This is a genomic window from Rhodococcus sp. NPDC059968 (genome assembly GCF_042738615.1).
In the GTDB taxonomy this organism is placed as follows: domain Bacteria; phylum Actinomycetota; class Actinomycetes; order Mycobacteriales; family Mycobacteriaceae; genus Rhodococcus_F.
In genome coordinates, this window is sequence record NZ_JBHWUE010000005.1 from 236,291 (window position 1) to 261,552 (window position 25,262).

Sequence of the window (25,262 nt, forward strand, 5' to 3'; positions counted from 1 at the left end):
CTCACATGCCGGGGCTACCTCGCGGTCGAGAGGATTCGGCGCAGGCGCTCGATCGCGCGCTCCGTCGCGGGGCGATCCTTCGCGACGAGCTGGTGCATGATGAATCCCTCGATCGCCGAGTACACCAGCAGGGTCAGGTCTTCGTCGGCGGTGATGCCCAGCCGGGTCAGTGCCTGGGAGGTGGCCTCGATGTACGTGGCGTACAGCAGTTTCACGTGCGGGTCGAGGCGCGGGGTCCGCCGGGACTCGAGCATCAGCTCGTACTGGAAGACCTGGAGGTCGGGGTCGCGGGCGACGAGGTCGGTGAGGTGCTCGACGAAGTGGTCGAGCGACGATCCGGCGGCGATGTCGGCGAAGACGCTCGCGCTCTTGTCCAGCGCGTAGCGGAGCGCGGCGTCGAGGAGGGCGTCCGTCGACCCGACGCTGCGCAGGACGGCCTCGTCCGAGACGCCGGCCTCCCGGGCGACGGCCTGCGTCGTGAGCCCGCGCAGGCCGTCGCGGGCGATCACGGAGACCGTCGCGAGAACGAGGTCGAGAAGCTGATCGCTCTGGGGCACTGCCCGCCGCCGCCCGTCAGCCAGCGTCACAGTTCCACATTCCCATGGGTCAGCAGCCATCTCATGCCGGGTTCCCGGGTGCGATTGATGCCCTTGTATTCGGCCATGTCCACCGGAAGGTCCTCGAGCACCCGGTACAGCCGTTCGCCCCATTCCGGAACGGACGCGACGTCGCGGAACGGAAGTAGATACGACCGGATCAGGAACATGACGGCGCCGGAGTGGGCGAGCCGGATCAGATGCTGCACTTCGGTTCTCAGGAACAGGCGGTCCCCGACCTCGTCGAGTGGACCGTCGGCGAGGGTGCGCCGGTCCTTCCCCCACTCGGGGTAGGTCTCGGTCGACGTGTCGAGTTTGCCGTCGACGGTCAGCGTCCAGTTGGTACGCCGGTAACTCTGGCCGGGCTCGAGCCGCATCAGAAAGTTGTGTGCGCGGGTGATGATCTTCTCGCTGTGGACGCGCGGGACGGGGCCGTGGATTTCGAGGAAGCTCATGCCCACGTCGAATCCGAAGGACCAGTCCGCCGCGAACGTCACCAGTCCGGCGTCGCCCCACAGTGCGCCCTCGCGCTGATCGAGGAGCACGACGTCCTCCTGGATCTGGTCGCAGATGTACACCAGTGGTGGCGTCGGCAACGTGTCGAGGTCGCCGAACACGAAGGTGTGCTCGATGCCGAGGAGGTCGTTCTTCCAGAACCACCGGTCCTCGCGTCGTGCGAGGGTCATGGTGTCGGGGTATTCGTCGGCGAGGGTGCGCATCAGCGTGAGCATCGCGTCCCAGGCAGCGGGGACCATGTGGGGCAGGCACTGGTGCCGCGACGGATCCTGGGACAGGATTCGCTCGCGTTCGGCGAGTTCCCGGTGGTAGTGGGCGTCGATGGCGATGCGGGTGTCACCCCAGCTGCCGGCCACGGTGCCGGTGGGGTTTGCGGCCGGCTCGACGTTGGTGCTGTAGCGGTACTGGTCGCGGGGAAAGGGGAAGGGGAAGCGCGCGATGTGGTCGGCACGCGATTCGGTGGTTGTCACAGATCGAGCTCCAATCGGTCTCCTGCGGAACGTGATACGCACGGCATGATCGAATCTCCGGAGGCCTTCTCCTCGTCGGTGAGGAACAGGTCGCGGTGTTCGATCTCGCCGCCGCGCACCGACAGCCGGCATTCGCCGCACACACCCTGCCGGCAGAGGTTCGGGACGTTGATTCCCTTGTCCATCAACGCCTCGAGGAGGCTGGTTCCCGAGGGCACGGGCACGATCATTCCGGTGCGCCCGAGCGTGGCGGCGAAGGGCGCCCCGTCGGGCAGCGGGCCCGCCCCGAACGCCTCCGAGTGGACGCGCCCCGGCGGCCAGCCGCAGTCGCGGGCCCAGTCGGCCACCGCCGCGATCATCGGCGCAGGGCCGCACGTGTAGACATGTGTCCCGAGTGGCTGGTCCGCCAGTGTGGGGATGAGGCGGTCCGCGAGTTCTCCGGGCGTGGAGACCGTGATCATCCGGTCGCCGCACAGCGCTGCCAGCTCGTCGGCGTGCGCTCCCAGCTGGTCGCGGTAGGAATAGATCACTTCGAACGAACGACCCCACTCGAGGGCGGCCCGGACGTGCGACAGGATCGGCGTGACGCCGATTCCGCCCGCGATCAGCAGGTGGTGCCGAGCAGTGAGCACGGGCGCGAATGCGCTCCGGGGAAGGCTCACCCGAATCCGCTGATCCGGCTGGAGGTCGTGGACCCAGCGCGAACCGCCGTGGCCGTTCTCGTCGAGCCGGACCGAGATCGCGTAGTGGTCCGGCTCGATCGAGGGGCCGGTGAGCGAGTAAGAATTGTGCCGACCCTCGGCCCAGTTGACGGCGATGTGGCTGCCCGGGGTGAACGACGGCAGGGTGCGGCCCGCCGGGTCCGCGAGGACGACGTGCCGGATGCCCGGGCGCAGCAACCGTGCCTCGCGCACCGTCAGCGTGAGCCCTCCGGTAATACGCTCGCCCGCAACTGTTTCGAGGGCCGTGGTCATGGCAGTTCCTCCGAGTCGGCTCGATATCCCAGGTATGCGCTGTGGCGCCGGGAGTAGTGGTAGTAGACGGTGAGTTCGGCGGAACAACCCGCGCACGGTGTCCGGCCGCCGACGGCTACCGGCACGGAGGGCGACGTGGTGTGGCAATGCGCGCAGAACACGTCGTGGACCTGGGTGTCCGGGGAGGTGATCACCGCGGCGATCTCGGCGGGCAACGCGCCCGCGGAGATGAGCCGAGCGCGCACTGCTCCCGTCGTGCGCTCCCGGCCGGCGACGACGAACCGCCATCCGATGCGCGCCTCGGACAGCAGTTCGTCGAGCGTCCCGCGCCCGGATCCGCCCACGTCGTCGACGACCACCGTGCGTGTGGGAACGGGCGCCACGCGCTCGGACAGTTCGCGGACGACCCGCGCGCTGACCGAGCGGTCCGCGACGAGGGCGTAGCGGGTGACGAGAGCGCCCGCTGCCAGGTCGTCGACGGCCGAGTAGTCGGATCGCCACCGCGGAACGCTGGTCGATCTCATCGATACCGCCATCGCGGATCAGGGAGCGAAGGAACGGTGGCCGACGAAGTAGGCCAGTGCGCGGTCGGGGGTGGTGAAGCGGATGCGCGAGCCCTTGGGGAAGAAGATCGCGTCCTTCGCCTTCGCCACCTCGACCTGGCCGGTGTCGAGGTTCTCGAGGGTGAACTCTCCTTCGAGGACGACCTTCATCTCGTCGTAGGCGTAGTAGTAGTCGAGCGGGGTGTCGGTGCGCTGGAGTTCGAAGTAGCCGGCCGACATCTCCGAGCCGTCCGGGTTGGCGAAGACGTCGTCGATGTATCCCTTGGTGCCCGGGTACTCCGAGGCCGGCATCTGCGGCAGGTTCTCGTGGAATCCGGCGGTGACGCGGAACGGAACGGCGGTGGGCTTGTCGGTCGTGGTCATGGGTTCTCCCTGAATGGGTGGTGAGTGAGTCTGCGACTCCTCTGCATGAAACGAGGAGTAGCAACAGGAAACCACAAGATGTATTTCGATGACGTAAAGCAATTCGACGGTGCCGGAAACCTGCAGATCAGAACTGAAATTGTCATCGAAAGAGTGTATGAGCGACGGAATTTGGTGATGCATCGACAACGTTGTCGTAACACGGTCGACATAGTAGAACGGTTTCATAGTGAACAACAGCGATTCATGAGGTGAAACGAACCGTTACCCAAGCCGCAGCGCCCGACCATCCGGCCGAATGAAGGAAGCAACGTGACACAGACAGCAAAGTTCGTGATCGTCGGTGGGGGACTCGAAGGTCTCGCCATCGCCTGGTCGCTCGCGGACCGCGGAGAGACCGACGTCCTGGTCCTCGAGCGTGACACCTTGTGCTCGGGCATGACCGGCAAGTCCAGTGGCGTGGTCCGGTGCCACTACGGGACGCCGTCGCTGGCAGCGATGTCGTGGTACGGCGTCGACATCTTCACCAGGGCCACCGAGATCTTCGGCGACGACATGGCGTTCCGTCAGTGCGGATACGTCGTCGGTGTCGCCGAGAACAACATCGACCCGCTGAAGGCGAACGTCGCGATGATGCAGGGCCTCGGTATCGACGTCGACTACATCGGCCACGACAAGATGGCCGAACTGTGGCCGGGACTGCACCTCGACGACTTCGCCGCCTTCGCCTACGAGCCCCTCGGTGGCCGCGGTGAGGCGTACATGGCAGGAATGGCGTTCGGTGCGTCGGCCCGCAAGCTGGGCGTCACGATCCGCCAGAGCACTCCGGTGGCGTCGCTGCTGCAGAACGCGGACGGCCGCGTCTACGGGGTGTCGCTCGCGAACGGCGACGAAGTGCATGCCGAGCAGGTGATCCTCGCGACCGGCCCGTGGGCCCCCGAACTCGGCGCCGGTGTCGGCGTCGACATCCCGGTGAAAGCCCAACGGGCGCAGCTCGTCCTGATCGATCAGGGTGTTCCGACTCCGGAGGTGCCGGTGCTGTCGGACCTCGCGGGTCTGCAGTACATCTGCCGCGAGCCGAACGGCGAACTGCTCGTCGGCAACAGCGACCATGCCGCGCCCGAGTACATCGACCCCGACAAGTACAGCAACCGCGCAGACGACAGCACCATCGAAAAGAACATCGGCAAGCTCGGGAACCGTCTGCCCGACATGCCCGACCCGCGGATCACCTCGAGCTACGTCGGCGCGTACGACGTGACACCCGACTACAACCCCATCATCGGACCCGCACCCGTCGACGGACTGTTCCTGGCCACCGGGTTCTCCGGTCACGGTTTCAAGATCTCGCCCGCGGTCGGCCGCCTGGTCGCCGACATGCTCCTCGACGACGGCAAGACCACGCTCCCGAACGTCGAGCCGTCCGACTTCCGCTACTCGCGCTTCGAGGAGGGCGACCTCCTCTTCAGCCTGCACCCCTACGAGGGCGCCGGCGAGATGCGCTGACCCACAGACCCCCTCACCCGTAGACCACCAGTTCAGGAGCTACCCATGGCTGTCGACACTGCTGACGCGTTCACCGCGCAGAACATCGTGACAACCCCACCGCAGACCTTGTCCGAGGTGGCCCGGGCCACCGGAACCACCTTCATCCTCGCCCTGTTCGTGACGCTGTCCGGCAAGCCGTGCGCCAAACTGGTCCCGATCGAGGCCGTCGAGCAGCTTCAGGACGACGGCGTGGGTTTCGCCGGGTACGCGGCGGGGCACATGGGGCAGGAGCCCAAGGACTCCGATCTTGTTGCCGTACCGGATGTCTCGTCGTTCACGCCGATCCCGTTCGTGAAGCCCGGACTGGCGATCGTGCACTGCGACCCGCACGTGGAGGGAAAGCCCTGGCCGTATGCGCCGCGGGTGATCCTGAAGGAGACGCTGAAGAAGGCGTCCGACCTCGGCCTGTCCGTCAACGTCGGCGCGGAGATCGAGTACTTCCTCGTCCACCGCGTCGGAGACGGCGCCCTCACCACCGCGGACACCGCCGACGTCAGTCGTCAGCCGTGTTACGACGCCCGCGACGTCACCCGGATGTACGACCATCTGACCGAGGTGTCCGCGGCCATGAACACGCTCGGGTGGGGCAACTACGCCAACGACCACGAGGACGGCAACGGGCAGTTCGAGCAGAACTTCGACTACGCCGACGCCATGACCACCGCCGACCGGGTGATCACCGCCCGGTACCTGCTGTCGGTGATCGCCGAGAAGCGTGGCATGAAGGCGACGTTCATGCCCAAGCCGTTCTCCGACCGCACCGGTTCCGGCATGCACCTGCACCTGTCGCTGTGGAACGACGCCGGTTCGGTGTTCCCGGACGGCGACGACCCCAAGGGGCTGGGACTGTCGAGGACGGCGTACGCGTTCATCGCGGGAATCCTCGAGCACGCGTGCGCGCTGCAGGGTGTGATCGCCCCGACCGTCAACTCGTACAAGCGCACCGGTGCCACGTCGACGAGCAGCGGCGCCACCTGGTCGCCGCGGTACGCCACCTACGGCGGCAACGACCGCACCCACTACCTCCGGGTGCCGGACAAGAACCGGGTGGAACTGCGCGGCGGCGACGGCTCGGCCAACCCGTATCTCGCCGCGGCCACCGCTATCGCCGCAGGCCTGGACGGCATCGAACGGGACCTCGACCCCGGCGCACCCGGCTCCGGCGACAGCCCCAGCGACATGCTGCCGATGACGCTGCTGCACGCGATGGACGCCCTGGAATCGGATCCGGTGGTGACGGGCGCCCTCGACGTCGTGGGCCCCGGGGTCGCCGAGTATTTCGCGAAACTCAAGCGCGAGGAGTTCTTCGCCTGGCACAACACCGTCTCCCCCTGGGAGCTCGACCACTACCTGACAGCGTTCTGAACGACCTCCCGAAAGGAGACATCCATGTGTGGAATCGTCGGACTTCACCTGCGTGAGCCGTCCCTCTACCCACAACTCGGCGCCCTGCTCACCGACATGCTCGGTCAGATGTGCGACCGCGGCCCCGATTCCGCCGGCATGGCAATTTACGGCGACCGGACCTGGTCCCCGGTCGGTGAGTCCACGGTCTCGCTGCTCGACTGCCCCATCCCCGCAGCGGACCTCGCCGCAACGCTGTCGGCGTCACTCGATACCACCGTCACCGGAATCGACCTGGACCCGACGACGATCCTGCACGGCGTCGTCGGCGCGGCAGATCTCGCAGCGGCCGTGCGCAGCGTGGTGCCGTCGGCGCGGGTCATCGGCTTCGGCGACGACCTGACCGTCCTCAAGGGCGTCGGAAACCCCATCGATCTGGCGAACCGGTTCGGGCTGCCGTCCGCGAGCGGATGGCAGGGTGTCGCCCACACCCGCATGGCCACCGAGTCCGCGGTGACCGCCGAGGGATCGCACCCGTTCTCCGTCGGCCCCGACCAGTGCCTCGTGCACAACGGCTCGTTCTCGAACCACATGAGCATCAAGCATCAGCTCGAACGTGACGGCGTCGTGTTCGACAGCGCCAACGACACCGAGGTCGGTGCGCGATTCGTCGCCAAGCAGCTCGCCGAGGGCGTCGATCTGGAGAAGGCGCTGCTGATGCTGAACGAGACATTCGACGGCTTCTACACCCTGCTCGTCTCGACGGCCGACTCGTTCGCCGTGGTCCGGGACGCCATCTCCTGCAAGCCCGCCGTCATCGCCGAGACCGACCAGTGGGTCGCGATGGCCTCCGAATACCGCGCCCTGGCGAACCTGCCCGGCGTCGACAACGCCCGAATCTTCGAGCCCGAACCGGAAGAGGTGTACGTATGGCACCGGTAGCCACCACCGAAGCGACTGTCCTGAACCTCGAGACGTCGAGTACGCGTGCCGTCAACGAGCGGCTCACCTCGCCCGAAGCCCCGAGGAACGTCACCGTCACCGGCCCGCAGGGCGCGCACGCACTGGCCTGCGGCCTCGACTCCGGCATCGACGTCACCATCGACGGCCACGTCGGCTACTACTGCGCGGGCATGAACCAGCACGCGACGGTGACCGTCACCGGCAACGCCGGAGTCGGGGTCGCCGAGAACATGATGTCGGGGACGGTGCACGTCAAGGGTGATGCGTCGCAGTCCGCGGGCGCCACCGCCCACGGCGGCCTCCTCGTGATCGACGGCAATGCCGCTGCCCGTTGCGGCATCTCGATGAAGGGCGTCGACATCGTCGTCGGCGGCAACATCGGCCACATGTCCGCGTTCATGGGTCAGGCCGGACGTCTCGTCGTCCTCGGCGACGCCGGCGAGGCCCTCGGCGACTCGCTGTACGAGGCCCGCATCTACGTGCGCGGCACCGTCGCCTCCCTCGGCGCCGACTGCATCAAGAAGGAGATGCGCGAGGAGCACCTGACGGAACTGCGGGAGCTGCTGGATCGGGCAGGCTTCGACGCCGACCCGTCCGAGTTCACCCGCTACGGCTCCGCCCGCAAGCTCTACAACTTCCACGTCGACAACGCCAGCGCGTACTAGGAGAACCGTCATGAACACCCCGAACCCGGCCCTGCGCGAATCGGCGACGTTCGACCGCGGCGTCATCTCCGAGATCCAGCGGGCCGCCGAGACCGGCATCTACGACATCCGCGGTTGGGGTGCCAAACGCAAGCTGCCCCACTTCGACGACCTGCTGTTCCTCGGTGCCTCGATGTCGCGGTACCCGCTCGAGGGCTACCGCGAGAAGTGCGACACCGACGTCGTGCTCGGCGACCGCAACGCCAAGTTCCCGCTGCACCTGGACATCCCGATCACCATCGCCGGCATGAGCTTCGGCGCACTGTCCGGCCAGGCGAAGGAAGCGCTGGGCCGGGGCGCCAGCGAGGTCGGCACGTCCACCACCACCGGTGACGGCGGCATGACCCCCGAGGAACGCGGGCAGTCGAAGAACCTCGTCTACCAGTACCTGCCGTCGCGGTACGGCATGAACCCCGACGACCTGCGCAAGGCCGACGCCATCGAGATCGTCCTCGGCCAGGGCGCCAAGCCGGGTGGTGGCGGAATGCTGCTGGGACAGAAGATCACCGAGCGCGTCGCCGGGATGCGCACCCTACCGATGGGTGTCGATCAGCGGTCGGCATGCAGGCACCCCGACTGGACCGGCCCCGACGACCTCGCCATCAAGATCATCGAACTGCGCGAGATCACCAACTGGGAGAAGCCGATCTACATCAAGGTCGGTGCCACCCGCACCTACTACGACGTGAAGCTCGCCGTGAAGGCCGGTGCCGACGTCGTCGTGGTCGACGGCATGCAGGGTGGCACCGCCGCCACCCAGGACGTGTTCATCGAGCACGTCGGCATCCCCACCCTGGCCGCGATCCCGCAGGCGGTCCAGGCGCTGCAGGAACTGGGGGTGCACCGGAAGGTGCAGCTCATCGTGTCCGGTGGCATCCGCAGCGGCGCCGACGTCGCGAAGGCGATGGCCCTCGGGGCGGACGCCGTCGCCATCGGCACCGCAGCCCTGATCGCGCTGGGCGACAACAGCCCCCGCTACGCCAAGCAGTACGAGGAGCTCGGCTCCGCGGCCGGGTTCTACGACGACTTCCAGGCCGGCAAGGACCCCGCAGGCATCACCACGCAGGACCCGGAGCTGTCGAAGACTCTCGACCCCGTCGAGGGCGGACGGCGGCTCGCGAACTACCTGCGGGTGCTCACCATGGAGGCGCAGACCCTCGCCCGCGCCTGCGGCAAGTCGCACCTGCGCAACCTCGAACCCGAGGACCTCGTCGCCCTCACCGTCGAGGCGTCGGCCATGGCCCGCGTGCCCCTCGCCGGAACCACCTGGATTCCCGGCGCCCTGTAGGCGGCTCCGCCGCCCGTGCGCCTTTTTGGTAGCTGGGACAGCCAGAAAGGCGCACGGGTGCGAAGCGTCTGCCGGCTTGAAACTATGAGTAGAGGACCGAGAACATGACTTCCTTCGATTCGCTGTGGGCGACCATTCTCGATGTCGGACAGCACAAGTCGACCCGGGGATACCGAAGATTCGCGTGGAACGACGCCGACATGACGCTGCGCGAATGGTTCTCGGACTGCGCGCAGGCACGCGGCATGAGCGTCGAGGAGGACCGCAACGGCAACCTCTGGGCGTGGTGGATGCCCGACGGCTGGGTCGGCGACCCCCACGACGCGTTCGTCACCGGATCGCACCTCGACTCGGTACCCGACGGCGGCGCCTACGACGGACCGCTGGGGGTGGTGTCCGCGTTCGCCGCGATCGACCTCGTCCGGGAGCGGGGGATCGCGCCGACGCGTCCGGTGGCGGTCACCGCGTTCTCCGACGAAGAGGGCGCACGGTTCGGTGTCGCCTGCGTCGGCTCGCAACTGTCCACCGGGGCACTGGCACCGGGGCGCGCCCTGGCGCTTCGGGACAACGACGGCATCAGCCTCGGTGAGGCCCTCGTCGGCGCGGGCCGTGACCCGCACCATCTCGGCGAGGACCCCGACCTCGTCGACCGCGTCGGCGTGTACGTCGAGTTGCACGTCGAGCAGGGACGCGCCCTCGACCTGATCGACAGCCCTATCGCCGTGGCCTCGTCGATCTGGCCGCACGGCCGCTGGCAGTTCGTGTTCTCCGGGGAGGCCAACCACGCCGGCGCCACCCGACTCGTCGACCGACGCGACCCGATGCTCGCGTTCGCGTCCTCGGTCCACACCGCCCGCACCGCCGCGGCGCTGCACGAGGCGGCCGCGACGTTCGGCAAGGTGCGCGTACTTCCCAATGGTGCCAACGCCATTCCGTCGGAGGTGCGGGCGTGGCTCGACGCGCGGGCCGCCGACGAGGAAACGTTGGTCAAGCTGGTGCAGCAGATCACTGCCGAGGCGCAGGCCTACGCGGCAGCCGACGGGATCGGGCTCGAGGTCGACGCCGAATCGGTCACGCCGATCGTCGAGTTCCCGCACTCCACCAGGGAACGACTGCGCCGCTCACTCTCCCACCTCGGTGACATTCCCGTCCTCCCGACCGCTGCCGGGCACGACGCCGGAATCCTCTCGGCGCAGGTGCCCACCGCGATGATGTTCGTCCGCAACCCCACCGGCGTGTCCCACTCGCCCGACGAGTTCGCCGAGGCGGACGACTGCAACCGCGGCGCCGAGGCACTGGCGGACGTGATGGCGGACTGGGTCAGCGGGCAGCGGTAGCGCAGGTGAGTGGCAAAGCGTGTCGGGGCACACTTTGCCGCTCACGTGCGGCGCCATTCCTCCAGTTGCTCGACGGCGGTGTTCGCGACCGCCACGGCCTCGTCCCGGTTGACCCGCGACAGCAGGAGCGCGCTGACGGACAGTGATGTCAGGAGCCGGGTCCGGTGTGCCAGGGTGGCGGTCGACGCGTCCGGGTCATGGGCCCGCAGTGCGTGGGTGAGCGCCCCGGACAGTTCGCGCTGATATGCGTCGACGACGGACCGTTGCGTGTCGTCGTGCGCGGCGAAACCGGCGGCACTGTTGAGCAGCAGGCAGCCGCGTCCAGGGGTCTCGTCGGGGAGGGACGCGAGGGCGCCGGCGAGGCTGCGGTAGTAGCGCACCGCTGCGTCGGGACGGGTCGGCTCGTCGGTCAGGATGCGCAGCCGGGGGCGAACCACCCGGTCCAGGTAGTCGCGCACCGCGGCGTCGAAGAGTCCGCGTTTGCTGGTGAACGCGTTGTACAGGCTCGACCGATTCAATCCGGTGACGCGCTCGAGGTCGGGTATCGATGTGGCTTCGAAGCCCTTGTCCCAGAACAGGTCGCGGGCGTGGCCGACCACCTCGGCCGTGTCGAAATCCTGCGTGCGCGGCATGACGATCCTCACTCCTGGTTGTGAAACGACCATTTCAGTATATATTGAAATGGTCAGTTCAGAACGAGGAGGAGTTTCGTATGGTCGCCGCGGGTCTTGTTCTTGCCGCACTCGCCAGTGCGCTGCACGTGTACATCTTCGTGCTCGAGTCCGTCCTCTGGACCGCGCCGCGCACCCGCGCGATGTTCGGGACCAGTGCCGAAGAAGCAGGCGCCACCAAGGAGCTCGCCTTCAACCAGGGCTTCTACAACCTCTTCCTGGCGATCGTGACGGCAGCCGGCATCGTCGCCGTGATCATCGGCGCGACCGCCGTCGGTTCGGCCCTGATCTTCGCCGGCGCGGGATCCATGCTGCTCGCAGCGCTCGTGCTCCTGCTGTCGTCGCCCGACAAGGCTCGCGCGGCGATCACTCAGGGAACACTTCCGCTGCTCGCCGTACTCCTCCTCGCGCTCGGACTGGCGCTGTGACCGCAGAAGTATCGAAAGGAACGCCCATGACGTCGAGCACCCAGATTCAGCTGATCAACCGGCCGGTGGGCTGGCCCACCCAGGACGACTTCCGCACCGCCACTGTGGAGCTGCCCGACCTCGGGCCCGACCAGGTGCGCGTGGCCAACGAGTTCGTGTCGGTCGACCCCTACATGCGCGGCCGGATGAACGACGTGAAGTCGTACATCCCACCGTTCGCACTCGGCGAGACGATGACCGGCGGAGCCGTCGGTCGGGTCGTCGAATCCACTGCCGCCACGCATCCGGTCGGCTCGGTGGTGGTCCACGACCTCGGGTGGCGCGACGTCGCGCAGGGGGACGCCTCGGCGTTCCGCGTCGTCGAAGAGATTCCGGGAGTATCGATCTCGGCCTATCTGGGGATTCTCGGACTGACCGGGCTCACGGCCTACGTCGGACTCGTCCACATCGCCCACCTGAAGCCCGGCGACGCCGTGTTCGTCTCCGGCGCCGCCGGTGCGGTGGGGACCGCCGCCGGACAGATCGCACGACTCGAAGGCGCGTCCCGGGTCATCGGATCCGCCGGATCCGTGGAGAAGGTAGCGCTGCTCACCGACCGCTACGGATACGACGCCGCCTTCGACTACAAGCAGGCGCCCGTGCGCGAGCAACTTCGCGGACTCGCCGGTGACGGCATCGACGTCTACTTCGACAACGTCGGCGGCGACCACCTCGAGGCCGCACTCGACGTCATGCGGAACGGCGGCCGGGCCGCCCTCTGCGGGGCCATCTCCGCATACAACGCCACCGAGCGCACGCCGGGCCCTGACAACATGGTGAACATCATCAGCCGCGGGCTCACCCTCGAGGGCTTTACCCTCGGCAACTACACGCACGTATTCCCCGAGTTCGTTGCCAAGATGGGACCGTGGCTCGCGTCCGGCGACGTGGTCCACGACGAGACCGTCGTCGACGGCATCGAGAACTCGGTCGACGCGTTCCTGCAGCTCATGCGCGGCGGAAATGTCGGGAAGATGCTGGTGAAGGTGGCGTAGCCACCCGTGCGCCCTTTTGGTAGCTCGAGCAACCGGAAAGGCGCACGGGCGCGAAGCGCCTATCCTCTGGCCTCGGAATACCTCTCGCGCACTTCGGGTGCCGGGTCGGCCTCGTAACGCTGGGTGGACGTCTGATCCCACTTGGGTGGTTCGGGGGTCCCGGCCAGCGTCCAGGCCGCCTGCCTGCAGGCGCCGATCGCGACGTACTCCGCCGACTGCGGAACCAGGACCGGCGACCCGAAGATCGCGGGCGCGAGTTCGCACAGTGCCTGGGAGCGGGCGCCGCCCCCGACGAGGAGGATGCGACGCACGGTGACGCCCTGGGCGATCAGGTGGTCGATGCCTTCCGCCAGGCCGCACAGCAGCCCCTCGACCGCCGCGCGGGCGAGGTGGGCGGGGGTCGAATTGCCGAGCCGGAGTCCGTGAACGGAGCCGGTGGCATTCGGGCGGTTGGGGGTGCGTTCACCCTCGAAATACGGCACCATCACCAGGCCGCCGCTGCCGGACGGCGCCGACAGCGCCAGCCGCGACAGTTCGTCGTGATCGACGCCCAGCAGCGAGGCGGTCGCGTCGAGTACCCGGGCAGCGTTCAGCGTGCACACGAGGGGCAGTTGACGTCCGGTGGCGTCGGCGAAGCCGGCGACGAAACCGCCCGGATCGTTCGCCGGTGTCATCGATACCGCGGACACGACGCCCGACGTTCCCACGGAGACGACGACGTCGCCTTCCTGGGCGTCGAGGGCGAGTGCGGCGGCGGCGTTGTCCCCGGTGCCGGGACCGACGGCGGCGCCCCATCCGGTTTCCCCGATCTTCTCGGCCGGGCGGGCCACGCGCGGCACGGCGGCCGTGCGTCCGCGCAGTGCCAGCGACAGCAGGTCGGTGCGGTAGGAATCCGTTGCCGCGGAGAAGTATCCGGTGCCGCTGGCGTCGCCGCGGTCGGTGGCCAGGGTGCCGAGATCGGACCTGCCGGTGAGCTGCCAGCCGAGCCAGTCGTGGGGCAGGCACACCGCGGACGTCCGGTCGGCGTTGGCCGGTTCCGAGTCGGCGAGCCAGCGCAGCTTGCTGACCGTGATCGCGGCGAGGGGCACCACACCCACGGCGTCCGCCCAGGCGTCCGGACCGTCGAGGTCGTCCACCAGCTGGGCGGCGGCGTCGGCGGAGCGAGTGTCGTTCCACAGCAACGCCGGTCGCACGACCGTTCCGGTGTCGTCGAGGCACACCATGCCGTGCTGTTGCGCGCCGACCGACACCGCGGCGACGTCGTCGAGTCCGCCGGCGGCGGCGATGGCGCTGTCGAGGGCCGCAGCCCACGCCTGCGGGTCGACCTCGGTGCCGTCCGGATGCGACGCCCTGCCCTCGCGGACGAACTCACCGGTGTCGGCGTCGCAGACGATCACCTTGCACGACTGGGTGGACGAATCGATACCCGCGACGAGGGTCATTGCCGGACACCTGCCGCGCGATCCAGTGTCTCCCGGGTGGGGAGGTCCGCGCCGGCGCGCGCGACCGTGAGTCCCGACATCAGAACGGCGTTGTCCAGCACGTTCCGCACCTCTTCCGGGTCGATCGCGTGGAGGGCCGCGCGGCTCTCCGCGCCGAGGAAGCCGTGCGACCAGAATCCGTCGAGGAGCCCGGCCATGAACGCGTCGCCCGCTCCGACCGTGTCGACCACCTCGACGTGGCGGGCCGCGACCTCGACGAGTCCGGCCGCGCAGACCGCGAATGCGCCCTCGGCGCCCTTCGTCACCGCGACCATCGCCGGACCGCGGGACAGCCACGCGCGGGCGATGTCGACGGGATCCCGTTCGGGGTCGTACCAGCGGAGGTCCTCGTCGCTGACCTTGACGACGTCCGAGATCGACACGAGGTGCTCGATCCGCTGCCGGGCGCGTGCCTTGTCGGTGATCAACACCGGTCGCACGTTGGGGTCGTAGCTGATGGTCGCCGAGGAGCGGCGGCGCTCGAGCATGTTTGCCACCACTTCGCATCCGGGTTCCATCACGGCGGCAATGGAACCGGTGTGGACGAGCGACGGGGCGGACGCACCGCTCGGGGAGGGAAGATCCCACTCGATGTCGAACTCGTAGGTGGCGGATCCGGCGGAATCGAGGGTGGCGTGGGCCGTCGCCGTTCGCTGCGGGGTGATGCTGCCGGGCGCGAGGCTCACCCCCGACTGCTCGAGGTGCCGGAAAATCGACCGGCCCCTCGTATCGTCACCGATCCGGGTGACGAATTCGACCGGACGACCGAGCCGGCCGAGACCGACCGCGACGTTGAGCGGGCTGCCGCCGACGTATTCGGTGGTGGCGCCGTCGCTCGCCGTGACGATGTCGATGAGGGCTTCACCGATGACCAGACTCATGACTGCACCTTCTCACGCAGAGCCTCGAGCGTCTTCCGTGCACCGACGCCGTGCAATGAGTCCAGCGCCCAGAGATACGCGGTGACGAAGCGCGGGTTGTCGGCCAGGTCGCCGAAGACCGACTGGTTCTCGATGAAGGCCGTGTGGTTCTCGTGCTGGCTGCGCGCGATCGGCACGAGGGAGTCCTTCAACTGGTCGACGACGTCGATGGGTTCGCCGTCCTCGTCGATTCCCTCGGCATACCGGGCCCAGCTCGCCACGATCGCGGCCGACAGTCGAATGTGCCGGTCGGCCAGCAGATTCTCGCGGATCACCGGCAGCAGCCACTTCGGGATGCGATCGGACGATTCGGCGCACAGGCGCGCGACGGTGTCGCGGATCTCGGGATTGGAGAAGCGTTCGATGAGCGTGCGCTTGTACTCGTCGAGGTCGACCCCGGGCACCGGCGCCAGGGTGGGCGTGGCCTCCTCGTCCATGTACGCGAGCAGGAAATCGGCGAAGAGTGGATCCTGCGCGACGTCGTGCACGAGCCGGTATCCCGACAGGTACCCGAAGTAACAGAGACCCTGGTGGCTCGCGTTGAGCAGACGCAGCTTCATCAGTTCGTAGGGTTCGACGTCGTCGACCACCTGGACGCCGACGTCCTCGAATGCGGGACGGCCGAGCGGGAAGGCGTCCTCGAGCACCCACGACGTGAACGGTTCGGCGGCGACGGGCCACTGGTCGTCGATGCCGAACCGCGACGACAGCGCCTCCGTCACCTCGGGGGTGGTGACGGGCGTGATGCGGTCGACCATCGAGTTGGGGAACGACGTCTCCTCGCGCATCCACGCCGCCAGTTCGGGATCCTTCAACTCGGCGTACGCCAGGAACATCTTGCGCGCCACATCTCCGTTGCCCTGAATGTTGTCGCAGGACATGATGGTCGGCGATGGCAACCCACGCGCGCGGCGCCGGGCCAGGGCCTCGATGACGAGTCCGAACGTGGTCCGCGGTGCGGCGCCGTCGGTGAGATCGTGCACGACATCCGGGTTCTCGGCATCGAACTCGCCGGTTTCGTGGGTGAAGTTGTAACCGCCCTCCGTGATCGTCAGAGAGACGATCTTCGTGGACTCCGCGGCGATCTTCTCGATCACGGCCTCGGGATCGTCGGGGGCGAAGAGGTAGTCGACGATGGACCCGATGACGCTCACGTCCCAGGTGCCGTCCGGGTGCCGCAGCGCCAGCGTGTACAGGCCGTCCTGCGCGTCGAGGACGGCCTTCATGCGCCGGTCACCGGGCAGGACCCCGACCCCGCAGATGCCCCACTCGCGGGCCTCCCCGCGCCGCAGCAACCGGTCGACGTACATCGCCTGGTGCGCGCGGTGGAATCCGCCGACACCGAAATGCACTATCCCCACGGTGATGTCGCGTCGATCGTAATTCGGCACCTGCACGGTGTCGTCGAACTGCTGCAGTGCCTGCGCGCTCAGTTGCATCGGTCTCTCCTCATTCCTGGACGCGTACGACGGCCTTGAGGCTGCCCGGCGTCCGGTCTGCGTTCAGTGCTTGCTCCGCTTCGGCGAGCGGAAATCTTCCGGTGACCATCGAATCGAGGTCGACCCGCCCCGACCGCGCGAGGGCGATCGCCGTCGGCCAGGTGTTGGCGTAGCGGAATACCCCGGTGAGCACCAACTCTCGGTTCTGGATGGTCTGGACGGGCAGTGTCATCTCGGGGGCGCCCATGCCCACCAGAACCACGGATCCCGCCGGCCGGACGGCCTGGATCCCCGCCAGTACCGCACTCGGGGCGCCGGACGCGTCGACGAACGCGTCCACGTGCAGTCCCGCGACGTCCTGCTCGCGCGGGTCGAGCACCGCGGTGGCGCCGAATTTCGTTGCGACGTCGCGTCGCCGGGGATCGAGGTCCGAGACGACCACTTCGGTGGCGCCGAACGCGAGGGTGGTCTGCACCAGTGCGATTCCGATCGGTCCCGCGCCCGCGATCAGAACGCGGGATCCGGCGGTCACTCCGGCTTTGCGGGTGGTGGCGATGGCCACGGACAGCGGCTCGCACAACGCGGCCGCGTCCTCGGACATCTCGTCCGGAATTTCGTGGGCGAACGCCGAGCCAATGGTCACGTATTCGGCCAGCGCCCCGTCGATCGGCGGGGTGGCATAGAACTGCATGTGCGGGCACAGGTTGTAGAGACCGCGCCGGGATTCGTCGGTGTCCGGGTCGGGGCGCTGCGGTTCGATGGAGACTCGCTGCCCGATACGTGCTGCCGGGATCCCGGCTCCGACACCCACGACGGTGCCCGACGCTTCGTGGCCCAGCACGATCGGCTGGTCGACCACGAACTCGCCGATGCGGCCCTCGCGGTAGTAGTGGGCGTCCGATCCGCAGACGCCTACCGAGGCGATTCGGACCAGGACGTCGCCTGGGCCGGGAGTGGGCACTTGGCGTTCCCGGATCTCGATCACGCCCGGCTCGACGAGCACGCTGGCACGCATCGTCCTGGGGATATCCGAAGGGAGTGTTGTGTGGGTCACACTTCGATGCTAGCGTATTGAGCAGATGAACGCATAGTGATCATTTGCTCACGGTTTCTCGAGGCTCCGAAGACACACTCGACGGGCTCGGGATCATGGCGAGGAGAACCAGTGACGTCCCCCAACTCGACGGCCCCGACGCCGTCTCTCATCGCGGCACCACCGCAGTCCACGACGGAGGATCTGCGCCTCGCGTTGCGCGCTGCAACTTTGTACTACCTCGACGGAATGACCCAGGCCGAGGTCGCCACGCGACTCGGTGTCTCCCGCCCGACCGCGGGCCGGCTGGTGGCGCGAGCCCGCGCCCAGGGCCTGGTGCGCATCGAGGTGCAGGCACCCGCGCATCTGCGGGATGCACTGCGCTCGGACGAGGAGCGCGCGCTCGAGGAGAAGTACGGACTCGTCGAGGCGGTGGTAGTCGCCGATTCCGTCGACGCCGCCGGTGCGATCGACGACCACAACAGCTTCGCCGGTGTCGGGCGGGCCGCCGCGTCGCTGCTGGTTCGCCGGATACGGGGAAGCGACACCCTCGGATTCACGTGGGGGCCGGAGACGGTCGCCGTCGCGCAGGGCCTGCCGTCCGGGGCGGCCACGTGCGCGTCCGTCGTCCAGCTCGACGGCTCGGTGAGTGCGATCAACTATCAGACCGGAACGGAGTACGTCCTGGGTAGATGCGCGGAGCAGCTGCAGGCCAATACAGTTCGGCTTCCCGTTCCCCTGTACGCGGACGCGTCGACCGTGGTATCCATGCGGGGCGACTCCGTCATCTCCAAGGCGCTCGAGGCGGGCCGGACTGCGGAGATGATGATGTTCGGTACGGGCGCCGTCTCCACGTCGACCACGTTGTTCGAGGGCAGCTTCATCGACACGGACATGTTGTCCGTGCTCACCGGCCTCGGTGCGGTCGGCGAAGTCGGTGGACGCTTCTACCGGCTCGACGGAACCGAGGTCGCCGGACCACTGGACGAACGGGCCATGTCCGTTCCTCTCGACGACATCCGCGCGTGCGAGGGATCGATCCTCGTCACCGGTGGCGTCGCCAAACACCAAGCGGCACTGGGTGCCCTCCACGGCGGACTGGCCAAGATGCTGGTCTGCGACATCGAATGCGCGCGTTGGCTGCTCGATCAGTAGCACCACGCAAGAGAGGTGAAGATCGGTGAAGAAACACAGGAAACCGGCGACGATGCTGGTAGCGGGGGCAGGAGCACTCTGCCTCACGCTCAGCGGATGCGCAGGCGCCGGATCGCTGGGCGCGTCAGACCAGACCATCACCATCGCGATGGTCTCCAACTCACAGATGCAAGATGCCCAGAAGCTCGCCTCGCAGTTCGAGGAAGAGAATCCCGACATCGACCTGAAGTTCGTCACGCTGTCGGAGAACCAGGCGCGCGCGAAGATCACGGCGTCCACCGCAACCGGTGGCGGCGAGTTCGACGTCGTGATGATCAGTAACTACGAGACTCCGCAATGGGCCAAGTACGGCTGGCTGAAGAATCTGTCGGAGTACGCCGAGGCCACGGAGGGCTACGACGAGGCCGACTTCATCCCCACCCTGCGCGAGTCGCTGTCCTACGAGGGGAACATGTACTCGGTGCCGTTCTACGGCGAGTCCTCGTTCCTGATGTACCGCAAGGACCTGTTCGAGCAGGCCGGAATCACCCTGCCGGAGAAGCCGACCTGGACCGAGGTCGCCGCAGCGGCAAAGCAACTCGACTCCGAGGACATGGCCGGCATCTGCCTGCGTGGCAAGCCGGGCTGGGGTGAATTGCTCGCACCCCTCGACACGGTCATCAACACGTTCGGTGGCCGCTGGTTCGACGAGGACTGGAACGCTCAGCTGACCAGCCCGGAGGTGGAACGCGCGGTGCAGTTCTACGTCGACCTGGTGCGCGAGTACGGCGAGCCGGGCGCCGCGACGAGCGGTTTCGGTGAGTGCGCCACGCAGCTGGCTCAGGGGCAGGTGGCGATGTGGTACGACTCGACGTCCGCTGTCTCCACGCTCGAGGATCCGGCGTCGAGCGCCGTCGTCGGAAAGATCGGCTACGCCCCCGCGCCGATCGAGGTGAAGGACAACTCCGGCTGGCTGTACAGCTGGTCGCTCGGAATTCCCGAGAGCAGCGAGAACCCCGATGCGGCATGGAAGTTCATTTCGTGGATGACCGACAAGCAATACATACGCACGGTCGGTGAGGATCTGGGCTGGGAGCGGGTGCCTCCGGGCAGCCGGCTGTCGACCTACGAGATTCCCGAGTACAAGGAGGCCTCGGCGGCCTACGGTCCGCTGACGCTCGAGGCGATCGAGAACGCGACACCGGAGGCGCCCACCGTGCAACCGGTTCCGTACACCGGCGTGCAATTCCTGGCGATCCCGGAATTCCAGGATCTCGGAACCCGCGTCAGCCAGCAGATCAGCGCGGCGATCGCAGGCCAGCAGACCGTGCCCGAGGCGCTCGCCCAGGCACAGCAGTACGCCGAGGTGGTCGGCGCGACCTATCGGGAGGAACGATGACAACCATCGCCGAGAAACCCACCGCGGACGGCACCGCCGACCGGGTGCGGGAACTGCGGGAGGCCAAGGACGACAGCGTCTCCCGCGCCGAGGGATGGCGTCGCCGGGGGCCGTTGCTGCCCGCTCTGATCTTCATGATCGTGGTGACCCAGATCCCGTTCCTGTTCACGCTGTACTACTCGACGCAGTCCTGGAACCTGGTGCGCCCGGGCTCCCAGGCGTTCGTCGGACTGCAGAACTACGTGGACGTGTTCCAGGACAGCCAGTTCCGTGAGGTCGCGGTCAACACCGTGATCCTGATCGTCGGCACCGTGCTGATCTCGGTGGTGCTCGGGTTGTTGCTCGCACTGCTGCTCGACCGCGCCTTCCTGGGCCGTGGCATCGTACGAACCCTCCTCATCACGCCGTTCCTGGTGACACCCGTCGCCGGTGCACTGCTGTGGAAGACCACGATGTTCGACCCGGTGTTCGGCATCGTCAACTTCGTCCTCTCCCCGTTCGGGGTGGGACAGGTCGACTGGGTCAGTAAGTTCCCGCTCGCCGCGGTCATGGTGAACCTGATCTGGCAGTGGACCCCGTTCATGATGCTGCTGATCCTGGCCGGTCTGCAGTCGATGCCGCGCGACATCCTCGAGGCGGCACGGGTGGACGGCGCCAGGCCGTTCGCGATGTTCCGCGAACTGACCCTCCCGCATCTGCGCCGGTTCATCGAACTCGGCGCGGTGCTGGGCGCGATCTACCTGATCAACACGTTCGACGCCATCTACATGATGACCCAGGGCGGACCGGGCACCGCCAGTGCCAACCTCCCCTTCTACATCTATCAGCGCGCATTCCTCGGTTTCGACATCGGGCAGGCTGCCGCGATGGGCGTCATCGTCGTGATCGCGACCATCGTCGTCGCGACCCTGGCGCTGCGCCTGATCTTCAAGAGCTTTACCGGTAACGAGGAGGCAGCGTAATGAGTACCGACACTGCGGCGGCGCCGGTGGAGCCCACCCCCACCGCGCCGGAGACGAAACGGGCGCGCAAGCACCGCAAGTTCAGCCCGTGGAGTGTGGTGGCGTGGATCGTGGCGCTCGGCTTCTTCTTCCCCGTGGCCTGGATGGTGCTGACCGCGTTCAAGCAGGAGGGCGACGCGTACACGACCCCGCCGAAGCTGTTCTTCACGCCCACGCTGGACCAGTTCAAGGCAGTCCTCGACAGCGGAATCGGCACCGCACTGCTGAATTCGGCGTTCGCGACCGCCATGTCGACGATCCTGGTGCTGGTGCTCGGTGTGCCGGCGGCGTTCGCGCTGTCGCTGCGGCCGGTCCGCAAGACGAAGGACGCCCTGTTCTTCTTCATCAGCACGAAGATGCTCCCGATCGTCGCCGCGATCATCCCGCTGTACGTGATCGTCAACGACATCGGCCTGCTCGACAACATCTGGGCGCTGATCATCCTGTACACGGCGATGAACCTCCCCATCGCGGTGTGGATGATGCGCTCGTTCTTCCTCGAGGTCCCCGGTGAACTGCTCGAGGCCGCGAGCATGGACGGCGCGAGCATCTGGACGTCGGTGCGCGAGGTGATCCTTCCGCTCGTGTCACCCGGCATCGCGGCCACCGCGCTGATCTGCGTGATCTTCTCGTGGAACGAATTCTTCTTCGCGGTCAACCTCACCGCTGTTCAGGCGCAGACCATTCCGGTGTTCCTCGTCGGATTCATCACCGGTGAGGGCCTGTACTGGGCCCGGCTGTCGGCAGCGGCGACGCTGGCGGCGCTCCCGGTCATCCTGGCCGGCTGGGTCGCACAGAACAAGCTGGTCCGCGGCCTTTCCTTCGGCGCGATCAAATGATCACCCCGGCAACCACTTCCCCCGACTTCGGTACCCACAAGAGGAGCAATCATGGCTGACATCGCGTACAAGGGCGCATCCTGCATCTACGAGAACGCCGACACGCTGGCGGTCGATTCGCTCGACCTCGACATCGAAGACGGCGAGTTCATCGTCCTCGTGGGTCCGTCCGGTTCCGGTAAGAGCACGGCCCTGCGGATGCTCGCCGGCCTCGAGGACATCGACGAGGGCACCATCGAGATCGGCGGCAAGGACATGGTGGGTGTGCCGTCGAAGGACCGCGACATCGCTATGGTGTTCCAGAACTACGCCCTCTACCCCAACAAGACGGTGGGCGAGAACATGGGCTTCGCGCTGAAGATGCGCGGGGTCGGTGTGGAGGAACGCAAGAAGAAGGTGGCCGACGCGGCCAAACTCCTCGACCTCACCGACTACCTCGACCGCAAGCCGGGCAAGCTGTCCGGCGGTCAGCGCCAGCGCGTCGCGATGGGTCGAGCGATCGTGCGTGAGCCGCAGGTGTTCTGCATGGACGAGCCGCTGTCGAACCTCGACGCCAAGCTTCGCGTCCAGACCCGCACGCAGATCGCCGCGTTGCAGCGCCGGCTCGGCACCACCACCGTGTACGTCACCCACGACCAGGTCGAGGCGATGACCATGGGTGACCGGGTAGCCGTCCTCAAGAACGGTAAGCTGCAGCAGTTCTCGGCGCCGACAGAGCTGTACGACCGGCCCACCAACGCCTTCGTCGCCGGCTTCATCGGTTCGCCCGCGATGAACCTGATGACCATGCCCATCGTCAGCGACGGTGTGCGCCTCGGGAACTCGACGCTGGCGCTCGAGCGCGACCAGCTGTCGGCGCTGCACGCCGCCGGACTGGAGACCGTCACGGTCGGTGTGCGTCCCGAGCAGCTGGAGTTGTCGACCGGGGAGGGCGGCATCGAGGTGATCGTGGACCTGGTCGAGGAACTCGGGAGTGAATCCTACGTCCACACCCACATCGCCGGTGACGGTACGCAACTGACCGCCCGCTCACTGACCCGCACCCCCGCGCGGCTGGCCGACACGGTTTCCCTGCGCAAGCGGGACGGAGCGGTGCACCTGTTCCACCCGGAGACGGGGGAGCGGATCGGGGACTGACTCCGAGTTTCGGATTCGCCGTGCGGGCGGGGAAGCAGGGCTTCCGCGCCCGCACGGCGGTGTCGCGCCTCGACGAGAACCTCCGGTCGGTTCGAAAATCCCCCCGCGGGTCAGTAGGGGCCGGCCAGGGTTCGGCTGATTCCAGCGGCGGCGGTGCGCATTGCCGCCAACTGGGACTGGGGGCTTTCGTCACGACTGCGATACACGATGCTGAGGGAAGCGACAACCTCGTGCTTTCGGCCGAAGACGGGGACGGCAACTCCCGTCCACCCCGGCCTGCCGTATCCGTCCGCGTAGACGAAATGTCGTTGCCGGACGTCGGCAAGGAGTCGGCGAAGCTGGTCCGGGTTGGTCACGGTCTTGTCTGTGAGCCGCTCGAGGGGCCGGGACAACACTTCGTTTTGGCACTCCTGTGATGCGAAGGCGAGGAGGACCAGTCCGGACGATGACGCGTGCAGAAGGTGGCGTTCAGCGATGCGTCCGGCTTCCAGCGTCGTCTCGATCTGTTCCTCGCCGGCGACGGATCCCGCTTCATGACCGGCCAGACGATCTGTGTGAACGGGGGAGTCAGCATGGCGAGATAACACATCCCACAAGGACAAAGCATTGCTGATTTCGCACGACACAGGACAAGAAGAAATGGGCATTCTCGATGGGAAGGTAGCCCTGTTTAACGGGCGCCAGCCGAGGTATCGGAGCCGCCATCGCCGAGGAGTTCGCGCGGGAAGGCGCCTCGGTGATCGTGACCGCGCGTTCGAGTTCCGCGCAACCGGGCAAGCTCCCTGGAACACTGGAGGAGACCGCCGAGACCATCCACGCGGCGGGTGGTGACTCGCTGTCGATCGTCGCAGACTTGACGAATCCGGAAGACCGGGAGCGCATCATGCGCGACAGCGTGCGCCGTTTCGGCAAGGTGGACATCCTGGTCAACAACGCCGCTGTCACGTTCTTCCAGCCCGGCGCCGACCTCGCGCTGCGCCGACTCCAGTTGATGTTCGACATCCAGGTTCAGGCCCCCATGCACCTGAGCCAACTCGCACTCCCCGGGATGCGCGAGAGAGGTGAGGGCTGGATGCTCAACATCACCTCGAGCGAGTACGCCATCCCGAGATTCCCCCGTCGCGATTCAACGCCAAGGGAACAACTACCGGCTACGGGATGGTCAAGGCCGCCCTCGAGAGGATGACGACGGGCTTTGCCGCCGAGAATCTCCGGCACGGCATCACGGTCAACGCCCTGCGGCCGTCCAGGTTGGTGGCGACGCCCGGGCCGGTGTTCCATGGCGTCCTCCAGGCGGACGACCCCGCAGCCGACCTCAGGTTCGCCGCCGAAGGAATCAAATTCACGACGTCGACGCCTCGTCTCGGACTGCCCGCGGAGTACGGCCTGTCCTGGATCCTCCCCCGCATCGTCGGCCTGACACACGCCGCCGACATTCTGTACACCGGACGAATCGTCTACTCGGAAGAACTCGAGAAGATGGGCTTCCTCAACGGGTTGTTCCCGCGTGAAAACTTCATGGACGAGGTCTACAAGGTGGCCCGAATGGTTGCGACCCAGGTTTCTCCCGCCTCGGTCACCTCTGCGAAGCGGCAGATGTACGCGGACCTTTTGCACCTCGCACCCCGTCGATCGATCGACGGCTCGAAGGACCTCATCGGCCACTTCATGCGTCAGGGCGATTTCAAAGAGGGCATCGCCGCCTACAACGAGGGGCGATCGCCGCGGTTCGGTGACCCCGCAATCGGCGAAAAAGTCGCTGCCTCAGGTGTTTCGTGACTGAACGTCTTCCCACGTCTGGTAGGTCGTGAATTCGCGTTCCGCCAACCGAGGCAGGGCGTCGTTCGCGCCGAAGGTCTTCGCGTGAGCGGACTCGACGTGGCGGCGAAACGCGTCCTCGTTGACGTACTGCTCGTAGAAAAAGAACTTGTGGTCGTCGTGGGGGTCGCGGTGGGCTTGATACAGGATGACCCCCTCCTCGGCGCGAGTCGGCGGAATCAGCTTGTCGATCGCAGCGGCGACAGCAGAGGCCTCACCAGGCTTGGCAGTCCACTTCACGGTGACGACGTAGGGCATTTTG

27 protein-coding genes and 1 pseudogene are annotated in these 25,262 nt (G+C 67.2%); 16 read left to right on the forward strand and 12 right to left on the reverse strand.

Annotated elements, in window-relative coordinates; all coding sequences use genetic code 11:
• Positions 1-14 precede the first annotated feature (14 nt).
• From ACFWAY_RS07925 to ACFWAY_RS07945, 5 genes are read right to left on the reverse strand one after another with little or no spacing between them, the layout of a single operon-like run.
• Positions 15-587, reverse strand: coding sequence for a TetR/AcrR family transcriptional regulator (locus ACFWAY_RS07925; RefSeq protein WP_378453813.1), 573 nt, complete (start codon positions 585-587; stop codon positions 15-17).
• The gene (locus ACFWAY_RS07930; protein WP_378453814.1) at positions 584-1,582 is read right to left on the reverse strand and encodes a DUF3445 domain-containing protein; all 999 of its coding nucleotides are present in this window, start codon (positions 1,580-1,582) and stop codon (positions 584-586) included. The genes ACFWAY_RS07925 and ACFWAY_RS07930 overlap by 4 nt, the downstream gene beginning before the upstream one ends.
• The gene (locus ACFWAY_RS07935; protein WP_378453815.1) at positions 1,579-2,556 is read right to left on the reverse strand and encodes a PDR/VanB family oxidoreductase; all 978 of its coding nucleotides are present in this window, start codon (positions 2,554-2,556) and stop codon (positions 1,579-1,581) included. The genes ACFWAY_RS07930 and ACFWAY_RS07935 overlap by 4 nt, the downstream gene beginning before the upstream one ends.
• The gene (locus tag ACFWAY_RS07940; protein ID WP_378510372.1) at positions 2,553-3,080 is read right to left on the reverse strand and encodes a dimethylamine monooxygenase subunit DmmA family protein; all 528 of its coding nucleotides are present in this window, start codon (positions 3,078-3,080) and stop codon (positions 2,553-2,555) included. The genes ACFWAY_RS07935 and ACFWAY_RS07940 overlap by 4 nt, the downstream gene beginning before the upstream one ends.
• A gap of 18 nt (positions 3,081-3,098) precedes the next feature.
• On the reverse strand, positions 3,099-3,482 hold the full coding sequence (locus ACFWAY_RS07945; protein WP_378453817.1) for an ethanolamine utilization protein: 384 nt from the start codon (positions 3,480-3,482) through the stop codon (positions 3,099-3,101).
• Between the two features lie 312 nt (positions 3,483-3,794).
• Between ACFWAY_RS07945 and ACFWAY_RS07950 the strand changes: the two genes are divergently transcribed.
• From ACFWAY_RS07950 to ACFWAY_RS07975, 6 genes are all read left to right on the forward strand, one after another.
• Positions 3,795-4,988, forward strand: coding sequence for an NAD(P)/FAD-dependent oxidoreductase (locus ACFWAY_RS07950; protein ID WP_378510373.1), 1,194 nt, complete (start codon positions 3,795-3,797; stop codon positions 4,986-4,988).
• 45 nt (positions 4,989-5,033) lie between these two features.
• Positions 5,034-6,395 carry a type III glutamate--ammonia ligase gene (gene glnT, locus ACFWAY_RS07955; RefSeq protein WP_378453819.1) on the forward strand — a complete coding sequence of 454 codons (1,362 nt, stop codon included), beginning with the start codon at positions 5,034-5,036 and terminating at the stop codon, positions 6,393-6,395.
• Positions 6,396-6,419: 24 nt separating this feature from the next.
• Positions 6,420-7,316, forward strand: coding sequence for a glutamine amidotransferase family protein (locus tag ACFWAY_RS07960; protein ID WP_378453820.1), 897 nt, complete (start codon positions 6,420-6,422; stop codon positions 7,314-7,316).
• A complete protein-coding gene (locus ACFWAY_RS07965; RefSeq protein ID WP_378453821.1) occupies positions 7,304-8,002 on the forward strand; it encodes a protein glxC in 699 nt (232 codons plus the stop codon). Before ACFWAY_RS07960 ends, ACFWAY_RS07965 begins: the two co-directional genes overlap by 13 nt.
• 10 nt (positions 8,003-8,012) lie before the next feature.
• Positions 8,013-9,329 carry an FMN-binding glutamate synthase family protein gene (locus ACFWAY_RS07970; RefSeq protein WP_378453822.1) on the forward strand — a complete coding sequence of 439 codons (1,317 nt, stop codon included), beginning with the start codon at positions 8,013-8,015 and terminating at the stop codon, positions 9,327-9,329.
• A 104-nt stretch (positions 9,330-9,433) separates the two neighbouring features.
• Complete coding sequence (locus ACFWAY_RS07975; protein WP_378453823.1) at positions 9,434-10,666, forward strand: allantoate amidohydrolase; 1,233 nt, start codon at positions 9,434-9,436, stop codon at positions 10,664-10,666.
• A 41-nt stretch (positions 10,667-10,707) separates the two neighbouring features.
• Here ACFWAY_RS07975 and ACFWAY_RS07980 read toward each other — a convergent pair whose 3' ends face one another.
• Positions 10,708-11,298 carry a TetR/AcrR family transcriptional regulator gene (locus ACFWAY_RS07980; RefSeq protein WP_378510374.1) on the reverse strand — a complete coding sequence of 197 codons (591 nt, stop codon included), beginning with the start codon at positions 11,296-11,298 and terminating at the stop codon, positions 10,708-10,710.
• Between the two features lie 80 nt (positions 11,299-11,378).
• On the opposite strand from ACFWAY_RS07980, the gene ACFWAY_RS07985 reads away from it, so the two are divergent.
• Both ACFWAY_RS07985 and ACFWAY_RS07990 read left to right on the forward strand, forming a co-directional pair.
• Positions 11,379-11,765: a DUF1304 domain-containing protein gene (locus ACFWAY_RS07985; RefSeq protein WP_378510375.1), complete on the forward strand. Its 387-nt coding sequence runs from the start codon at positions 11,379-11,381 to the stop codon at positions 11,763-11,765.
• A gap of 26 nt (positions 11,766-11,791) precedes the next feature.
• Positions 11,792-12,799, forward strand: coding sequence for an NADP-dependent oxidoreductase (locus ACFWAY_RS07990; protein ID WP_378510376.1), 1,008 nt, complete (start codon positions 11,792-11,794; stop codon positions 12,797-12,799).
• A gap of 59 nt (positions 12,800-12,858) precedes the next feature.
• Here the strand turns inward: ACFWAY_RS07990 and xylB are convergent, their stop codons facing one another.
• From xylB to ACFWAY_RS08010, 4 genes are read right to left on the reverse strand one after another with little or no spacing between them, the layout of a single operon-like run.
• Positions 12,859-14,241: a xylulokinase gene (xylB, locus tag ACFWAY_RS07995; RefSeq protein ID WP_378510377.1), complete on the reverse strand. Its 1,383-nt coding sequence runs from the start codon at positions 14,239-14,241 to the stop codon at positions 12,859-12,861.
• Positions 14,238-15,161 carry a carbohydrate kinase gene (locus tag ACFWAY_RS08000; protein ID WP_378510378.1) on the reverse strand — a complete coding sequence of 308 codons (924 nt, stop codon included), beginning with the start codon at positions 15,159-15,161 and terminating at the stop codon, positions 14,238-14,240. Before ACFWAY_RS08000 ends, xylB begins: the two co-directional genes overlap by 4 nt.
• Positions 15,158-16,639, reverse strand: coding sequence for a mannitol dehydrogenase family protein (locus ACFWAY_RS08005; protein WP_378510379.1), 1,482 nt, complete (start codon positions 16,637-16,639; stop codon positions 15,158-15,160). Before ACFWAY_RS08005 ends, ACFWAY_RS08000 begins: the two co-directional genes overlap by 4 nt.
• A gap of 10 nt (positions 16,640-16,649) precedes the next feature.
• Positions 16,650-17,654 (reverse strand): NAD(P)-dependent alcohol dehydrogenase, encoded by a 1,005-nt coding sequence (locus ACFWAY_RS08010; protein ID WP_378453872.1) that lies wholly within the window; start codon positions 17,652-17,654, stop codon positions 16,650-16,652.
• A gap of 150 nt (positions 17,655-17,804) precedes the next feature.
• On the opposite strand from ACFWAY_RS08010, the gene ACFWAY_RS08015 reads away from it, so the two are divergent.
• Genes ACFWAY_RS08015 through ACFWAY_RS08035 form a run of 5 tightly spaced genes read left to right on the forward strand, consistent with a single transcriptional unit; the run spans position 17,805 to position 23,182 of the window.
• Positions 17,805-18,827 carry a sugar-binding transcriptional regulator gene (locus ACFWAY_RS08015; protein WP_378510380.1) on the forward strand — a complete coding sequence of 341 codons (1,023 nt, stop codon included), beginning with the start codon at positions 17,805-17,807 and terminating at the stop codon, positions 18,825-18,827.
• A 52-nt stretch (positions 18,828-18,879) separates the two neighbouring features.
• Complete coding sequence (locus ACFWAY_RS08020; protein ID WP_378453873.1) at positions 18,880-20,205, forward strand: ABC transporter substrate-binding protein; 1,326 nt, start codon at positions 18,880-18,882, stop codon at positions 20,203-20,205.
• Positions 20,202-21,167, forward strand: coding sequence for a carbohydrate ABC transporter permease (locus ACFWAY_RS08025; RefSeq protein WP_378453830.1), 966 nt, complete (start codon positions 20,202-20,204; stop codon positions 21,165-21,167). The genes ACFWAY_RS08020 and ACFWAY_RS08025 overlap by 4 nt, the downstream gene beginning before the upstream one ends.
• Positions 21,167-22,045: a carbohydrate ABC transporter permease gene (locus ACFWAY_RS08030; RefSeq protein ID WP_378510381.1), complete on the forward strand. Its 879-nt coding sequence runs from the start codon at positions 21,167-21,169 to the stop codon at positions 22,043-22,045. The genes ACFWAY_RS08025 and ACFWAY_RS08030 overlap by 1 nt, the downstream gene beginning before the upstream one ends.
• A gap of 51 nt (positions 22,046-22,096) precedes the next feature.
• A complete protein-coding gene (locus tag ACFWAY_RS08035) occupies positions 22,097-23,182 on the forward strand; it encodes an ABC transporter ATP-binding protein (protein WP_378453832.1) in 1,086 nt (361 codons plus the stop codon).
• Between the two features lie 110 nt (positions 23,183-23,292).
• Here ACFWAY_RS08035 and ACFWAY_RS08040 read toward each other — a convergent pair whose 3' ends face one another.
• The gene (locus ACFWAY_RS08040) at positions 23,293-23,685 is read right to left on the reverse strand and encodes an IclR family transcriptional regulator C-terminal domain-containing protein (RefSeq protein WP_378510396.1); all 393 of its coding nucleotides are present in this window, start codon (positions 23,683-23,685) and stop codon (positions 23,293-23,295) included.
• Here ACFWAY_RS08040 and ACFWAY_RS08045 point away from each other — a divergent pair.
• The 3 genes and pseudogenes from ACFWAY_RS08045 to ACFWAY_RS08055 all read left to right on the forward strand — a co-directional run bounded on the left by ACFWAY_RS08045 (position 23,635) and on the right by ACFWAY_RS08055 (position 24,961).
• Positions 23,635-23,766, forward strand: a complete 132-nt coding sequence (locus ACFWAY_RS08045; protein ID WP_378453877.1) for a hypothetical protein — start codon at positions 23,635-23,637, stop codon at positions 23,764-23,766. The two genes, ACFWAY_RS08040 and ACFWAY_RS08045, sit on opposite strands and share 51 nt — an antisense overlap.
• A 98-nt stretch (positions 23,767-23,864) precedes the next feature.
• Positions 23,865-24,368 (forward strand): annotated as a pseudogene (locus ACFWAY_RS08050) (SDR family NAD(P)-dependent oxidoreductase); the annotation flags it as partial.
• Positions 24,341-24,961, forward strand: coding sequence for an enoyl-CoA hydratase-related protein (locus ACFWAY_RS08055; RefSeq protein WP_378510382.1), 621 nt, complete (start codon positions 24,341-24,343; stop codon positions 24,959-24,961). The pseudogene ACFWAY_RS08050 and the gene ACFWAY_RS08055, both read left to right, overlap by 28 nt.
• Here ACFWAY_RS08055 and ACFWAY_RS08060 read toward each other — a convergent pair.
• Complete coding sequence (locus ACFWAY_RS08060; RefSeq protein ID WP_378453834.1) at positions 24,947-25,258, reverse strand: putative quinol monooxygenase; 312 nt, start codon at positions 25,256-25,258, stop codon at positions 24,947-24,949. The genes ACFWAY_RS08055 and ACFWAY_RS08060 overlap by 15 nt on opposite strands.
• Between the last annotated feature and the right edge of the window lie 4 nt (positions 25,259-25,262).

What these genes read in the sequence shown, in the direction of transcription:
- ACFWAY_RS08020 (WP_378453873.1), top strand. Translation starts at nt 18,880, where the DNA reads ATGCTGGTAGCGGGGGCAGGAGCACTCTGCCTCACGCTCAGCGGATGC.
- ACFWAY_RS08055 (WP_378510382.1), top strand. Translation starts at nt 24,341, where the DNA reads ATGGTCAAGGCCGCCCTCGAGAGGATGACGACGGGCTTTGCCGCCGAG.
- ACFWAY_RS07940 (WP_378510372.1), bottom strand. Translation starts at nt 3,080, where the DNA reads ATGAGATCGACCAGCGTTCCGCGGTGGCGATCCGACTACTCGGCCGTC.
- ACFWAY_RS07975 (WP_378453823.1), top strand. Translation starts at nt 9,434, where the DNA reads ATGACTTCCTTCGATTCGCTGTGGGCGACCATTCTCGATGTCGGACAG.
- xylB (WP_378510377.1), bottom strand. Translation starts at nt 14,241, where the DNA reads ATGACCCTCGTCGCGGGTATCGATTCGTCCACCCAGTCGTGCAAGGTG.
- ACFWAY_RS07935 (WP_378453815.1), bottom strand. Translation starts at nt 2,556, where the DNA reads ATGACCACGGCCCTCGAAACAGTTGCGGGCGAGCGTATTACCGGAGGG.
- ACFWAY_RS07985 (WP_378510375.1), top strand. Translation starts at nt 11,379, where the DNA reads ATGGTCGCCGCGGGTCTTGTTCTTGCCGCACTCGCCAGTGCGCTGCAC.
- glnT (WP_378453819.1), top strand. Translation starts at nt 5,034, where the DNA reads ATGGCTGTCGACACTGCTGACGCGTTCACCGCGCAGAACATCGTGACA.
- ACFWAY_RS07960 (WP_378453820.1), top strand. Translation starts at nt 6,420, where the DNA reads ATGTGTGGAATCGTCGGACTTCACCTGCGTGAGCCGTCCCTCTACCCA.
- ACFWAY_RS07980 (WP_378510374.1), bottom strand. Translation starts at nt 11,298, where the DNA reads ATGCCGCGCACGCAGGATTTCGACACGGCCGAGGTGGTCGGCCACGCC.
- ACFWAY_RS08025 (WP_378453830.1), top strand. Translation starts at nt 20,202, where the DNA reads ATGACAACCATCGCCGAGAAACCCACCGCGGACGGCACCGCCGACCGG.
- ACFWAY_RS08010 (WP_378453872.1), bottom strand. Translation starts at nt 17,654, where the DNA reads ATGCGTGCCAGCGTGCTCGTCGAGCCGGGCGTGATCGAGATCCGGGAA.
- ACFWAY_RS07990 (WP_378510376.1), top strand. Translation starts at nt 11,792, where the DNA reads ATGACGTCGAGCACCCAGATTCAGCTGATCAACCGGCCGGTGGGCTGG.
- ACFWAY_RS07970 (WP_378453822.1), top strand. Translation starts at nt 8,013, where the DNA reads ATGAACACCCCGAACCCGGCCCTGCGCGAATCGGCGACGTTCGACCGC.
- ACFWAY_RS08005 (WP_378510379.1), bottom strand. Translation starts at nt 16,639, where the DNA reads ATGCAACTGAGCGCGCAGGCACTGCAGCAGTTCGACGACACCGTGCAG.
- ACFWAY_RS08060 (WP_378453834.1), bottom strand. Translation starts at nt 25,258, where the DNA reads ATGCCCTACGTCGTCACCGTGAAGTGGACTGCCAAGCCTGGTGAGGCC.
- ACFWAY_RS08035 (WP_378453832.1), top strand. Translation starts at nt 22,097, where the DNA reads ATGGCTGACATCGCGTACAAGGGCGCATCCTGCATCTACGAGAACGCC.
- ACFWAY_RS07965 (WP_378453821.1), top strand. Translation starts at nt 7,304, where the DNA reads ATGGCACCGGTAGCCACCACCGAAGCGACTGTCCTGAACCTCGAGACG.
- ACFWAY_RS07945 (WP_378453817.1), bottom strand. Translation starts at nt 3,482, where the DNA reads ATGACCACGACCGACAAGCCCACCGCCGTTCCGTTCCGCGTCACCGCC.
- ACFWAY_RS08000 (WP_378510378.1), bottom strand. Translation starts at nt 15,161, where the DNA reads ATGAGTCTGGTCATCGGTGAAGCCCTCATCGACATCGTCACGGCGAGC.
- ACFWAY_RS08030 (WP_378510381.1), top strand. Translation starts at nt 21,167, where the DNA reads ATGAGTACCGACACTGCGGCGGCGCCGGTGGAGCCCACCCCCACCGCG.